At 42.2% G+C, this 13595-nt stretch carries 11 protein-coding genes; 10 read left to right on the top strand and 1 reads right to left on the bottom strand.

From position 1 onward, the window contains the following. Window positions 1-43: 43 nt before the first annotated feature. From tig to yihA, 5 genes are all read left to right on the top strand, one after another. Window positions 44-1318, top strand: a complete 1275-nt coding sequence (gene tig, locus NSQ72_RS12400) for a trigger factor (RefSeq protein WP_034279803.1) — start codon at window positions 44-46, stop codon at window positions 1316-1318. 251 nt (window positions 1319-1569) lie between these two features. After that, a complete protein-coding gene (gene clpX, locus NSQ72_RS12395; protein WP_024423180.1) occupies window positions 1570-2835 on the top strand; it encodes an ATP-dependent protease ATP-binding subunit ClpX in 1266 nt (421 codons plus the stop codon). Window positions 2836-2971: 136 nt separating this feature from the next. Continuing rightward, the gene (gene lonB, locus NSQ72_RS12390; RefSeq protein WP_041086484.1) at window positions 2972-4633 is read left to right on the top strand and encodes an ATP-dependent protease LonB; all 1662 of its coding nucleotides are present in this window, start codon (window positions 2972-2974) and stop codon (window positions 4631-4633) included. Between the two features lie 171 nt (window positions 4634-4804). Next, window positions 4805-7129: an endopeptidase La gene (lon, locus tag NSQ72_RS12385; protein ID WP_039180421.1), complete on the top strand. Its 2325-nt coding sequence runs from the start codon at window positions 4805-4807 to the stop codon at window positions 7127-7129. Further along, complete coding sequence (yihA, locus tag NSQ72_RS12380; RefSeq protein WP_024423177.1) at window positions 7126-7713, top strand: ribosome biogenesis GTP-binding protein YihA/YsxC; 588 nt, start codon at window positions 7126-7128, stop codon at window positions 7711-7713. Before lon ends, yihA begins: the two co-directional genes overlap by 4 nt. 209 nt (window positions 7714-7922) lie before the next feature. Here yihA and NSQ72_RS12375 read toward each other — a convergent pair whose 3' ends face one another. After that, window positions 7923-8408, bottom strand: coding sequence for a hypothetical protein (locus NSQ72_RS12375; protein ID WP_341084153.1), 486 nt, complete (start codon window positions 8406-8408; stop codon window positions 7923-7925). A 242-nt stretch (window positions 8409-8650) separates the two neighbouring features. On the opposite strand from NSQ72_RS12375, the gene hemA reads away from it, so the two are divergent. From hemA to hemB, 5 genes are read left to right on the top strand one after another with little or no spacing between them, the layout of a single operon-like run. Further along, complete coding sequence (gene hemA / locus NSQ72_RS12370; protein WP_039180415.1) at window positions 8651-10018, top strand: glutamyl-tRNA reductase; 1368 nt, start codon at window positions 8651-8653, stop codon at window positions 10016-10018. A gap of 7 nt (window positions 10019-10025) precedes the next feature. Then, on the top strand, window positions 10026-10856 hold the full coding sequence (locus NSQ72_RS12365; RefSeq protein WP_039180413.1) for a cytochrome c biogenesis protein: 831 nt from the start codon (window positions 10026-10028) through the stop codon (window positions 10854-10856). A gap of 37 nt (window positions 10857-10893) precedes the next feature. After that, complete coding sequence (hemC, locus tag NSQ72_RS12360; RefSeq protein WP_106025800.1) at window positions 10894-11826, top strand: hydroxymethylbilane synthase; 933 nt, start codon at window positions 10894-10896, stop codon at window positions 11824-11826. Beyond that, window positions 11823-12614 (top strand): uroporphyrinogen-III synthase, encoded by a 792-nt coding sequence (locus NSQ72_RS12355; protein WP_106025801.1) that lies wholly within the window; start codon window positions 11823-11825, stop codon window positions 12612-12614. Before hemC ends, NSQ72_RS12355 begins: the two co-directional genes overlap by 4 nt. After that, window positions 12614-13582: a porphobilinogen synthase gene (gene hemB / locus NSQ72_RS12350; protein WP_029706177.1), complete on the top strand. Its 969-nt coding sequence runs from the start codon at window positions 12614-12616 to the stop codon at window positions 13580-13582. Before NSQ72_RS12355 ends, hemB begins: the two co-directional genes overlap by 1 nt. Window positions 13583-13595 lie beyond the last annotated feature (13 nt).

The following is a 13595-nucleotide window of genomic DNA, read 5'->3' as shown; positions in this document are numbered from 1 at the left end:
GGAGCAACGCACAATCTGAATAGATTTTTGGAGGGAAACACACATGTCAGTAAAATGGGAAAAACAAGAAGGTAACGAAGGCGTTCTAACTGTAGAAGTTGACGCTGAAACATTTAACAAAGCACTTGATGATGCATTTAAGAAAGTGGTTAAGCAAGTATCAATCCCTGGATTCCGTAAAGGGAAAGTACCACGTGGTCTTTTCGAGCAGCGTTTTGGTGTAGAATCTCTTTATCAAGATGCATTAGATATTCTTCTTCCAGTTGAATATCCAAAAGCAATCGACGAAGCTGGTATCGAGCCAGTTGACCGCCCTGAAATCGATGTTGAGAAAATCGAAAAAGGCGAAAGCTTAATCTTCACTGCAAAAGTAACAGTGAAGCCTGAAGTAAAACTTGGTGACTACAAAGGTCTTAACGTAGAAAAAGACGACACAGCTGTTACTGATGAAGATGTACAAGAAGAGCTTAAAGGCATGCAAAACCGTCAAGCTGAGCTTGTTGTCAAAGAAGAGGGCGCAATCGAAAACGGCGATACAGTTGTTCTTGATTTCGAAGGATTCGTTGATGGAGAAGCATTCGAAGGCGGAAAAGCTGAGAACTACTCTCTTGAAGTAGGTTCTGGTTCATTCATCCCTGGGTTCGAAGAGCAATTAGTTGGTCTTGAAGCTGGCGCTGAAAAAGACGTAGAAGTTACATTCCCAGAAGAATACCATGCTGAAGACCTTGCAGGTAAACCAGCTGTATTCAAAGTGAAAATTCATGAAATCAAAGCAAAAGAACTTCCAGCACTTGACGATGAGTTCGCTAAAGATGTTGATGAAGAAGTAGAAACACTTGCTGAGTTAACTGAAAAAACGAAGAAACGTCTTGAAGAAGCAAAAGAAAACGAAGCAGAAGGAAAACTTCGTGAAGAGCTAGTTGCGAAAGCTTCTGAAAATGCGGAAGTCGACATCCCACAAGCGATGGTTGACACAGAGCTAGACCGCATGATGAAAGAATTCGAACAACGTCTTCAAATGCAAGGAATGAACCTTGAGCTTTACTTCCAATTCTCTGGACAAGATGAAGATGCGCTTAAAGAGCAAATGAAAGAAGATGCTGCTAAACGCGTAAAATCTAACCTAACACTTGAAGCAATTGCTGCTGCAGAAAACTTACAAGTGTCTGACGAAGAAGTGGAAGAAGAACTTTCAAAAATGGCTGAAGCATACAACATGCCAATTGAAAATATCAAACAAGCGATCGGATCTACTGAAGCAATGAAAGAAGATCTAAAAGTTCGTAAAGCAATTGATTTTCTTGTAGAAAACCGTTAATATGGTGCATAATAATAAAACAGGGCGCGAGTGACTCGTGCCTTGTTTTGTACAATTTTTGACTTATCATCGCTTCTTTTGGAAACGATAGTGTAAGTCGCATCTTTCTGTCATACATATCTCAATGTGCAGTGTTAGAAACACATCGTTACCGTCTTTTAGGAAAGTATGGTAAAATGCATACATACTGGACCCAGAAAGGTAGCTGACTGTTAGCTACAGGCAAGTGAAGAAGAATAAGGGGTGAAAGAATGTTTAAATTCAACGAGGAAAAAGGTCAATTAAAATGCTCGTTTTGCGGAAAAACGCAAGATCAAGTGCGTAAACTGGTCGCAGGACCTGGCGTATATATATGTGATGAATGTATCGAGCTTTGCACGGAAATAGTTGAAGAAGAGCTCGGCACAGAGGAAGAAGTTGAATTCAAGGATGTTCCGAAGCCTCATGAAATTCGGGAGATTCTTGATGAATATGTCATCGGACAAGACAATGCGAAAAAATCCTTAGCTGTAGCGGTTTATAACCATTACAAACGGATCAATTCCAACAGCAAGATTGATGATGTTGAGCTTTCGAAAAGTAATATTTCTATGATTGGACCAACAGGAAGCGGTAAAACATTACTTGCTCAAACACTTGCTCGTATTTTAAATGTTCCATTTGCGATCGCAGATGCAACATCATTAACTGAAGCAGGTTATGTTGGTGAAGACGTAGAGAATATTTTACTAAAGCTGATCCAGGCAGCGGATTATGATGTAGAAAAAGCGGAAAAAGGCATTATCTACATCGATGAGATCGATAAAGTAGCAAGAAAATCAGAAAACCCTTCTATCACTCGTGATGTATCTGGGGAAGGTGTCCAGCAAGCCCTTTTGAAAATTCTTGAAGGAACAGTTGCTAGTGTACCGCCTCAAGGTGGACGTAAGCATCCTCATCAAGAATTCATTCAAATCGATACAACAAATATCCTCTTTATTTGTGGTGGAGCCTTTGACGGCATTGAGCAAATCATCAAACGCCGCTTAGGTCAAAAAGTAATTGGATTCGGTGCGGAAAATAAAGTCGAAGATCTTGAAAAAGAAGTCCTTCTATCAAAAGTACTGCCAGAAGACTTGCTTCGCTTCGGTTTAATTCCAGAATTCATCGGTCGTCTACCGGTTATTGCAAGCCTAGAGCCGTTAGATGAAAAAGCACTTGTAGAAATCTTGACGAAGCCTAAAAATGCGCTCGTTAAGCAATATACAAAAATGCTTGAGCTTGACGATGTAGAGCTTGAATTTGAAGAAGATGCTCTTAGCGAAATTGCGAAAAAAGCAATTGAGCGTAAAACAGGAGCTCGTGGTCTTCGCTCGATCATTGAAGGCATCATGCTTGATGTGATGTTTGACCTTCCATCTCGTGATGATATTGAAAAATGTGTCATCACTGGAGCAACGGTTGCTGATGGTGAGCCGCCGCGTCTTGTGTTAAAAGATGGCACAGTCGTCAACAAAGATACAAAAACATCTGCATAAGAGAAGTCTCACTCCTGAATCATTTTGATTCAGGAGTTTTTTATTTATCGTGGAAGACGTGTTTATTCCGTCCAGCTCTAGGAAATACTAGCAGACAGAAACCAATACATACGATAGATGAAGGAGGGAGCACCGATTGAGCTGGACAGGAATCGTATTATTTATACAGCTGTTCTTTGGTATCGTCATCGGGCTGTACTTTTGGAACTTACTGCGAAATCAGCGCACACAAAAGGTGACGATAGACAAAGAATCAAAGAAAGAAATGGAAGCACTCAGAAAGATGCGCTCAATCAAGCTGAGTGAGCCTTTATCAGAGAGAGTCCGGCCAAAGGGATTTCAAGATATTGTAGGGCAGGAAGACGGCATTCGTGCTCTAAAAGCAGCGCTTTGCGGACCAAATCCTCAGCATGTCATTGTCTACGGCCCACCGGGAGTTGGAAAAACAGCCGCTGCCCGTCTTGTCATGGAAGAAGCGAAGCGTCATGCTGATTCACCGTTTAAGAAAGATGCGGTATTTGTGGAGCTCGATGCCACAACCGCAAGATTCGATGAACGGGGCATCGCAGACCCACTCATTGGTTCCGTGCATGACCCGATTTACCAAGGGGCGGGAGCGATGGGACAGGCAGGCATTCCGCAGCCAAAACAAGGAGCCGTTACGCATGCTCATGGCGGGGTTCTGTTTATTGATGAAATTGGTGAACTGCATCCGATCCAAATGAACAAAATGCTGAAAGTCCTTGAAGATCGGAAAGTATTTTTAGACAGTGCCTACTACAGTGAGGAAAACACCCAAATTCCGAATCACATCCACGATATTTTTCAAAATGGGCTTCCGGCTGATTTCCGGTTGATTGGTGCTACGACAAGAACACCTGAAGAAATTCCACCGGCTATTCGCTCAAGGTGTTTGGAAATTTTCTTTAAGGACCTTGACCAGCATGAACTAAAAATTGTTGCTGCTAAGGCTGTCCAAAAAATCCAAAAGGAATTAAGTGATGAAGGGCTGAACCTGTTAACCTCCTATGTGAAAAATGGTCGTGAAGCAGTCAATATGGTGCAGATCGCCGCTGGAATGGCCGTCACAGAAAACCGAAAAGACATCACGATCGAAGATGTCGAGTGGGTCATTCATTCAAGTCAGCTGACACCAAGATATGAACAAAAAGTACCGGAAAAGCCAAAAGTCGGGGTAGTGAATGGTCTGGCTGTCTACGGACCAAACAGCGGCGCGTTGCTTGAGATTGAAGTGAACATATGTAAGGCGCTTGAAAAAGGCAGTATCAACATTACAGGCATTGCAGAAGAAGAAAGCATTGGCAGTCAGTCTAAATCCATTAGACGAAAAAGTATGGCCAAAGGGTCTGTTGAAAATGTATTAACAGTGCTGAGAAACTTAGGCATACGGACAAATGAATATGACATCCATATTAATTTCCCAGGCGGTGCCCCGATTGATGGACCGTCTGCTGGGATTGCCATGGCGGCGGCGATTTTCTCTGCCATTCATCAAATCCCGATTGATCATCTGACAGCAATGACAGGTGAAATCGGATTGCAGGGTCAGGTGAAGCCGATCGGCGGTGTGATACCGAAGATTAAAGCGGCGAAACAAGCTGGTGCCACAACCGTGATTATTCCTTATGACAACCAGCAGTCGATCTTAAAAGAGATTGAAGGCGTCACCATTGTGCCTGTGAAGCACTTCCAAGAGGTGCTGGATCAGTGTTTGGTCAACCCGCCAGACGAGAAGAAAGATGGACTAGAAGAGGAAATGAAAAGAAAATCTGTTTAATCCCCATCACATATGGGGATTTTTTAGTGAAATAGATCTTTTTTTCTTTTTCAAGATAAAAAGAAAGGGTATACTACGGTAAGATCATCATTTCTCAAGTCTTTTACATTGTACAAGACTGAAACAGGTATATTATAATGATTCATACTAGTGACGGAGGTGTCAATCAACATGGCAGATGAAATCAAAAAGAATGTTCCGCTCCTCCCATTGCGAGGCTTGCTTGTTTATCCAACAATGGTCTTGCATTTGGACGTTGGACGCGAGAAGTCTGTTCAAGCATTAGAACAGGCGATGATGAACGATCATATGATTTTTCTAGCAACACAGCGGGAAATTTCAATAGATGAACCAGGTGAAGAGGAAATTTTCAAAGTCGGCACCTACACAAAAATTAAACAAATGTTGAAGCTGCCGAATGGAACGATTCGTGTACTCGTAGAGGGCTTAAATCGAGCGCAGATCGAATCATATGTGGAGCTTGAGGACTATACGTCCGTCGATATTAAAGAGTTGGCAGAAGAAGATTTAAAGGACGCAGAAGCAGAAGCACTCATGCGCACTTTGTTAGATCACTTTGATCAGTACATAAAAATTTCAAAAAAAATCTCAGCTGAAACATATGCAACGGTGACGGATATTGAGGAACCGGGGAGAATGGCAGATATCGTCGCTTCTCACCTGCCGCTTAAATTAAAGGACAAACAAGAAGTACTGGAAACAGTGGATGTTAAAAAACGTCTGAACCGTGTCATCAGCTTAATCCACAATGAAAAAGAAGTGCTGGAGATTGAAAAGAAAATTGGTCAGCGCGTCAAACGTTCAATGGAACGAACGCAAAAAGAATATTATTTGCGTGAACAAATGAAAGCCATTCAAAAGGAGCTAGGTGACAAAGAAGGAAAAACGGGCGAAGTCAGTTCATTAATGTCTAAAATCGAAGAGTCCAGCATGCCGGATTCTGTTCGTGAAACGGCACTAAAAGAATTGAACCGTTATGAAAAAATTCCTTCAAGCTCTGCGGAGAGCTCTGTCATTCGAAATTATATTGATTGGCTGATCAATCTTCCATGGGGCATCTATACAGAAGATCGTCTAGATTTAAAGCTGGCAAGTGAGATTTTAGATGATGAGCATCATGGGCTGGAAAAGGTCAAAGAACGTGTGCTTGAATACCTTGCTGTACAAAAGCTGACCAATTCATTAAAAGGACCGATTCTTTGCTTAGCAGGACCTCCTGGGGTAGGGAAAACGTCACTTGCCAAATCGATTGCTAAATCACTTGACCGAAAGTTTATCCGTATCTCTCTTGGCGGTGTGCGTGATGAATCTGAGATTCGTGGACATAGAAGAACGTATGTAGGCGCGATGCCAGGCCGCATCATTCGCGGGATGAGCAAGGCAGGCACAATGAATCCGGTGTTTCTTTTAGATGAAATTGATAAGATGTCCTCTGATTTTAGAGGTGATCCGTCTTCTGCGATGCTTGAAGTGCTGGATCCAGAGCAAAATCACAACTTTAGCGATCACTATATTGAAGAGACATTTGATTTATCACAAGTGTTATTTATTGCCACTGCCAACAATTTAGCAACCATTCCGGGCCCACTTCGTGATAGAATGGAGATTATCACGATTGCAGGGTATACAGAGGTTGAAAAAGCAGAGATTGTGAAAGATCACCTTCTGCCGAAGCAGCTAAAGGAGCACGGATTAAAGAAAGGGAACTTGCAGCTTCGTGAAGCAGCGATTTATGATATGATTCGCTATTACACAAGAGAAGCAGGAGTTCGCGGGTTAGAGCGTCAGCTTGCGGCCATTTGCCGAAAAGCGGCAAGAGCGATTGTGGCTGAAGACCGAAAACGCATCACAGTGACGGAAAAGAACTTATCTGAATTCCTTGGAAAAAGACTTTACCGTTATGGTCAGGCTGAAACAACAGACCAAGTGGGGGTTGTTACAGGACTTGCGTATACGACAGTTGGCGGAGACACCCTATCAATTGAGGTATCACTCTCGCCTGGTAAAGGCAAGCTCTTGTTAACAGGTAAGCTTGGTGATGTCATGAGAGAATCTGCACAGGCGGCATTCAGTTATATTCGTTCCAAAGCAGATGAACTGAACATTGATCCTAATTTTAATGAAAAGCACGATATTCATATCCATGTTCCAGAGGGTGCGGTTCCAAAGGACGGGCCATCAGCTGGTATCACCATTGCGACGGCTCTTGTATCAGCACTCACAGGACGTCCTGTATCAAAAGAGGTTGGTATGACAGGAGAGATAACGTTAAGAGGAAGAGTGCTTCCAATTGGCGGACTAAAAGAAAAAGCATTAGGCGCACATCGTGCAGGATTGAAAACCATTATTCTTCCAAAGGACAATGAGAAGGATATTGATGATATTCCTGAAAGTGTGAGAGAAGGACTAACCTTTATTCCGGTCTCACATTTAGATGAGGTGCTTGAGAAAGCGTTGGTAGGAGAGGGAAGATGAAAGTAACAAAATCAGATATCGTCATTAGTGCGGTGAAACCAGAGCAGTACCCCAGCGGCGGACTGCCTGAAATCGCGCTTGCTGGACGATCAAATGTTGGAAAGTCCTCGTTCATCAACTCATTGATTAATCGTAAAAATTTAGCGCGTACGTCTTCTAAACCAGGTAAGACACAGACGCTTAATTTCTACATTATTAATGATATGCTCCATTTTGTGGACGTTCCGGGCTACGGCTTTGCCAAAGTATCAAAAACAGAGCGCGAAGCCTGGGGTAGAATGATCGAAACGTATATTACAATGCGTGAAGAATTAAAAGCAGTTGTCCAAATTGTGGACCTGCGTCATAAGCCATCAGTAGATGATGTGAACATGTATGAATTCCTTAAATATTACGGAGTTCCCGTGATCGTCATCGCTACAAAAGCGGATAAAATTCCAAAAGGCAAATGGGAAAAACATGCGAAAGTCGTCAAACAGACGCTCGACATTGACCCATCAGATGAACTCATCTTATTCTCTTCTGAAACAAAAAAAGGAAAAGATGAAGCCTGGAATGCGATCCTTGCGAAAGTAAACGGCTAAAAAAAGCATCTGCGATGAGCAGATGCTTTTTTACATTAGTTTTCTTTTCAGCGTGAGATGAAAACCCTTGAAGTCTAGAAAGGACGAGTACTGGCGCGGAGCGAATTTGATATTCGTGAGCACCAGCACGCAGGACTGACACCGAATGCGAGGGTTTGTCTTCTCGCTGAAGGCATCTGCGATGAGCAGATGCTTTTTTATTGTATAAGTTATTTCCTATTTAAAAATAATAAGAGGAGACTGACAGCAATCAGTACATAAGGCCAGTACAATTCAAAGCCGGAAGTAGGGATCGAAAGGGAACTTAGCTGTTTTGTAATTTGCTGAAAGAAATAAAGGAACAGACCGAGTGCGATCAGCACAACACTTTCAATACGATATTCTTTCTTCTGAGATGATTTCACAAAGAGTGCAAGTCCTACGATGAATACAATCATTGTAAATGTGTCTGGCCAGTGGTCCAATTTAGGCTGAAGAATAAAGTGTAGCGAAAGGCCTGTCATAAGCATACCGATAAACACATGAGCGCTTTCTTGCTCCTTCTTTCCTTGATATAAAAAAGCGAGGCCAAAAAGCAGTACAAGTGTATACCATTTCTCTTGATCCTTCCAAATGTCAAATTGACCTCCCGAGAGAATGGCATATAGCGCTACAGCCAGTAAAGTAAGCGGCAGCAAAATGGATTTCTTCTTCAAAGATGTCACCTTCTTTTAAGCAGATCATTTGTCCGCACGCGCCAAATCTGGTAAATTGCTTGAAGTGATGATATGGCATAAACGGTGTCGAACATTTTTCTACTATATCACAACATTTTTGAAATCTGTTCACAATTTTTATCCAGTTAAAAATGAATATATGTTATAATCATTATAAATAATAAATTCTATATTGTAATTATTATAAATTAGACAGGGCGTTGGGGGTGCAAGCTGAAGTTATGCATATTCTTGTTGTGGGTTTAGATTATAAAACAGCCCCTGTTGAGATACGGGAACAGCTGAGCTTTGAACCGAGTGAGCTCGGAACAGCGATGTCCAAGCTTAAAGAAGAAAAAAGCATTCTAGAGAATATCGTCATCTCAACATGTAATCGAACAGAGATCTACGCAGTAGTAGATCAGCTTCATACTGGACGGTTTTATATAAAAAGATTTTTAGCCGATTGGTTCGGTTTAGAAAAGGAAGATGTCTCTCCATATTTGAAGTTTTATGAAAACGATGGAGCGGTTGAGCATTTATTCCGTGTGGCCTGTGGACTTGATTCCATGGTCATTGGTGAAACGCAAATACTCGGTCAAGTACGCTCAAGTTTTAAAGTAGCTCAAGAGGAGAAGACCATTGGTACCGTTTTCAATTATTTGTTTAAACAGGCGGTCACTGTTGCAAAACGCTCTCATGCGGAAACGGATATTGCGTCTAATGCGGTGTCTGTCAGCTATGCAGCGGTTGAGCTTGCTAAAAAAATCTTTGGACGTCTTTCTGATAAGCATGTCCTGATTCTTGGCGCGGGCAAAATGGGCGAACTGGCAGCTCAAAACCTCCAAGGGCAAGGAATTGGCCAAGTAACGGTCATCAACCGAACGTTTGAGAAGGCAAAGGAATTGGCCGGTCGTTTTTCAGGAGAGCCTAAGAGCTTAAACCAATTAGAAAAAACATTATCCGAAGCGGACATTTTAATCAGCTCAACGGGTGCGAAACAATTTGTCATTACAAAAGAAATGGTTGAAAGTGCGAATAAAAAGCGGAAGGGCAGACCTCTATTTATGGTAGATATTGCTGTACCCCGTGATTTAGATCCAGCCATTTCTGAAGTAGAAGGTGCTTTTTTGTATGACATTGATGACCTTGAAGGCATCGTGGCTGCCAACTTAAAAGAGCGCCGTGCAGTGGCTGAGCAGGTTGAGCTCCTGATTGAAGCAGAAATTGTAGAATTTAAGCAATGGCTGAATACGTTAGGTGTTGTTCCAGTCATTTCTGCACTTAGAGAAAAGGCACTCACAATTCAAGCCGATACGATGCAGAGTATTGAGCGAAAGCTTCCAAACCTCACAAACCGTGAAATGAAGCTGTTAAATAAACATACGAAAAGCATCATCAACCAAATGCTGAAAGATCCTATCTTAAAGGCAAAAGAAATTGCCGCGGAGCCAAATGCAGAGGAAAAACTTTTACTTTTTAAAGAAATCTTTGATTTACAGGTTGAAGATGAAGAGCAAAAGGTCGAACCTGTACAGGTGGAGCAAGGGGCATTTCAGCTGTTCAAACCAAATATGGCACAAGGCTTTGCTACAGTTGCCAGTGAGTGATTAAGCGATGATGGAATCCATTGTAGCGAGACTCAATGAAGCAACGATCTTAATCTATGCACTAAGTGTCTTGTTCTATTTCATAGATTTTCTTCAACACAACCGGAAGGCTGGAAAAATGGCTTTCTGGTTGCTTTCTATTGTCTGGCTGCTGCAAACAGTCTACATGTTCTATATTATGATGGAAACAGACCGATTCCCTGTGTTGAATGTAGCAGAGGGGTTATATTTTTATACGTGGGTGCTTGTGACACTTTCTCTTGTGCTCACAAAAATATTGCGCGTTGAATTTATTGTGTTTTTTACAAATGTGATCGGTTTTTCCATGATGGCGATTCACACCTTTACACCATCTGACCTCCATTCAGCAGAACTAACGGGGAAGCTGACGAGTGAACTGCTCGTGATTCATATTACGATGGCGATTTTATCCTACGGTGCCTTTTCACTTTCTTTTGCATTTTCACTGCTTTATCTCTTTCAATATCGTTTGCTGAAAAAGAAAAAATGGGGAAAATGGCTTTTGAGAATTGAAGACTTATCAAAGCTGGATCATATGGCATACGTATTAAACATTATTGGTGTGCCAATGCTTTTGCTTAGTTTAATTCTTGGCATCATTTGGGCATATATTTCGTATGATACGTTGTACTGGACAGATGCAAAGGTGCTTGGTTCGTTTATTATGCTGTTTTTATATGGCTTTTACTTATATATCAGATTGGTGAGAAATATGCAGGGCAAAATCGTGGCATTTTGGAATGTCGCTTCATTCCTTGTGCTGATGATCAATTATTTTCTGCTTGGTAGCTTATCAACCTTTCATTGGTTTCAATAATGATGAGTCTTAAAGGCATTGTCGGGAGGAAGACGTATTGCGTACAATTAAAGTAGGTTCTAGACGAAGTAAGCTGGCAATTACACAAACAAAATGGGTCATTCAAAAGCTGTCTAAACTAAACCCTTCTTATTCTTTTGAAATAAAAGAAATTGTAACAAAGGGTGATCAGATTTTAGATGTGACTTTATCTAAGGTTGGCGGAAAAGGACTGTTTGTTAAAGAGATTGAGCAGGCGATGTTGAATCATGACATCGATATGGCGGTGCACAGCATGAAGGATATGCCGGCTGCTCTTCCTGAAGGTTTAGTGATTGGCTGTATTCCTGAGCGTGAAGATGTGCGGGATGCCCTTATTTCGAAGGATCATCTAAGTCTCAGCGAACTGCCTAAGGGTGCAATTGTGGGAACGAGCAGCTTACGGCGCAGCGCCCAGATTCTTCAGGAAAGACCAGATCTTGAGATTAAATGGATTCGAGGAAACATTGATACGAGATTGGAAAAGCTGAAAAATGAAGAGTATGATGCCATTATTCTAGCGGCTGCCGGTCTGTCCAGAATGGGATGGAGCAAAGAGGTTGTGTCGGAATTTTTATCTCCTGAGACGTGCCTTCCAGCGGTTGGACAAGGCGCGCTATCCATTGAGTGCCGCGGGGATGATGAAGAGCTGTTGCAGCTTCTCGCCCAATTTACGAATGAATATACGAAGAAAACAGTCCTCGCAGAAAGATCCTTCCTCAAACAAATGGATGGAAGCTGTCAGGTGCCGATCGCTGGCTATGCAACGATGAATGAGCATAATGAAATTGAACTAACAGGTCTTGTAGCATCTGCTGATGGGCACACGATTATTCGAGAAACCGTCACAGGCACTGACCCTGAAGCGATTGGAACAGCGTGTGCGAAGCAGATGGCCGATAAGGGAGCAAAGGATTTGATCGACAAGGTGAAAAAGGATCTGTCTCAATGAGCATAGGCAAATCGCTTCACGGACAGACGGTGCTTGTCACTCGAAATGAACGTCAAGCGGGCGTGTTTCAGCAAAAGATTGAAGCGCTGAACGGCCATGCGGTTTTAACCTCTCTTATTCGGTTTGAGCCTACGCTCACAAAAGAAAAAGCGCAGGACTTTTTAAAGGACTTAGAAAATAGCCAATGGCTTGTTTTCACGAGTGTGAATGGTGCGTCTTTTTTTCTGAACTACATAAAAGACCATCATTTCCAAAAGAGCTTATCCCATTTGAAAGTAGCTGCTGTAGGAGAGAAAACCTCTGCCTATCTTGAGCAGCACGGCTTGAAGGTGGATGTTGTGCCAGAACGATTTATAGCGGAAGAGCTGGCAGATGCATTACTTGACCATGTACTCCCAGGAGAGCGTGTGTTTGTAGCAAAAGGGCATCTATCACGAGATGTGGTGAAAGAGACCCTCGTTCCGCTCGGCATTGAGGTAAAAGAATGGATTTTATATGAAACAGTCAAGGATGAGGAAGGAATTGCTGCTCTTAAAACGGCAATGACGAAGCAATCATTTGATTTTATTACATTTACGAGCTCATCTACTGTTCATTCTTTTATGCATGTGATGGAAGCAGATGCAGCGATGCTTGCTGCATCTGACACCTGTTTTGTGACGATCGGTCCTCTGACAAAAGAGGCACTGCTTCAATACGGGATTTCTTCTGAAACCCCAGATACTTATACGATAGACGGAATGCTTGATTTGATGTGCCGTTTATCTGAAAGGAAGTTGAACCATTGATGAAATTTAACAGACACCGCAGATTGCGGACAAGCGCAGGAATGAGAGAATTAGTCAGAGAAACCTTTTTAAGACCATCTGATTTCATTTATCCGATCTTTTTTGTAGAGGGAGAAAATGTCCGAAAAGAAGTCTCTTCAATGCCAGGTGTGTATCACATTTCTGTAGATCTTGTGAAAGAAGAAGTCCAAGAGCTTGTTGATCTTGGCATCAAATCGATCATTGTATTTGGTGTGCCAGATCATAAAGATCATGTAGGCAGTGAGGCGTATCACGATCACGGCATTGTTCAAAGAGCAACGCTTGAGATCAAAAAGCATTTCCCAGAGCTCGTGGTCATTGCAGACACCTGCTTATGCCAATATACAGATCACGGACATTGCGGAATTGTTGAAGATGGAGAAATTTTAAATGATGAATCTCTTCAGCTACTAGCGAAAACGGCTGTCAGCCAAGCGCGCGCAGGTGCAGATATCATCGCGCCTTCAAATATGATGGACGGTTTTGTTGTCGCCATTCGTGAGGCGCTTGATGAAGCAGGCTTTATTCATGTACCAGTTATGTCTTATGCCGTGAAATATGCAAGTGCTTTTTACGGTCCGTTCCGTGATGCAGCACATAGTACACCGCAGTTTGGAGATCGTAAAACATATCAAATGGACCCTGCAAACCGTTTAGAGGCTCTAAGAGAAGCGCAATCTGATGTAGAAGAGGGAGCTGACTTCTTGATTGTCAAACCATCTCTTTCTTACTTAGACATTATGCGTGATGTGAAAAATGAATTTACACTCCCTGTTGTTGCTTACAATGTGAGCGGAGAGTATGCAATGGTAAAAGCCGCTGCTCAAAATGGCTGGATTTCTGAAAAAGAGCTTGTTCTGGAAATGCTGACAAGTATGAAACGTGCAGGAGCAGAACTCATTATTACGTATCATGCAAAAGATGCAGCAAAATGGCTCTCAGAATAAAGAACGGATAGAC

This window comes from Bacillus sp. FSL R5-0659 (assembly GCF_038008785.1).
GTDB classification, from domain to species: Bacteria; Bacillota; Bacilli; order Bacillales; family Bacillaceae; genus Bacillus; species Bacillus safensis.
Note: the sequence above shows the minus strand (reverse complement) of the source record. Positions and strands in the feature narration are given on the sequence as shown.

Excerpts from the sequence above, each read along its gene's own strand:
- tig (WP_034279803.1), top strand. The coding sequence starts at position 44 with ATGTCAGTAAAATGGGAAAAACAAGAAGGTAACGAAGGCGTTCTAACT.
- clpX (WP_024423180.1), top strand. The coding sequence starts at position 1,570 with ATGTTTAAATTCAACGAGGAAAAAGGTCAATTAAAATGCTCGTTTTGC.
- lon (WP_039180421.1), top strand. The coding sequence starts at position 4,805 with ATGGCAGATGAAATCAAAAAGAATGTTCCGCTCCTCCCATTGCGAGGC.
- yihA (WP_024423177.1), top strand. The coding sequence starts at position 7,126 with ATGAAAGTAACAAAATCAGATATCGTCATTAGTGCGGTGAAACCAGAG.
- hemA (WP_039180415.1), top strand. The coding sequence starts at position 8,651 with ATGCATATTCTTGTTGTGGGTTTAGATTATAAAACAGCCCCTGTTGAG.
- NSQ72_RS12365 (WP_039180413.1), top strand. The coding sequence starts at position 10,026 with ATGATGGAATCCATTGTAGCGAGACTCAATGAAGCAACGATCTTAATC.
- NSQ72_RS12355 (WP_106025801.1), top strand. The coding sequence starts at position 11,823 with ATGAGCATAGGCAAATCGCTTCACGGACAGACGGTGCTTGTCACTCGA.
- hemB (WP_029706177.1), top strand. The coding sequence starts at position 12,614 with ATGAAATTTAACAGACACCGCAGATTGCGGACAAGCGCAGGAATGAGA.